Origin of the sequence: Pontibacter sp. JAM-7 (assembly GCF_048548695.2) — a bacterium.
Classification (GTDB): Bacteria; Pseudomonadota; Gammaproteobacteria; order Pseudomonadales; family Balneatricaceae; genus Neptuniibacter.
In genome coordinates, this window is record NZ_JBLYIF020000059.1 from 1 (window position 1) to 246 (window position 246).

Genomic DNA, 246 nt, shown 5'->3' on the forward strand with positions numbered 1-246 from the left:
TAGGGGACAGCTCCGATTCACGGCCAAAACGATAGTTTTCCCGGCCAAGCACCCTGCCATGCATTGAAAATTCAGACAGTGGCAGCAGCAGATAATCATCCATGGTCACCAAGTTAGTGTCGTCATGCGGAGCTTGAAGCGGCGTACTGGGTACCAGCACACCCGAATGCACGATGGATGCGTGTGGCTCTTTGTTGTACCATAACACCGCGCCGATCAGCGCGATAAACAGCAGTAAAATACGTA

1 protein-coding gene is annotated in these 246 nt (G+C 52.0%); it reads right to left on the reverse strand.

Going from position 1 to position 246, the window contains the following annotated elements; translation table 11 throughout:
* On the reverse strand, positions 1 to 246 hold a 246-nt coding region (locus tag ACFVYJ_RS13870; RefSeq protein ID WP_463255457.1), incomplete at both ends, for a hypothetical protein.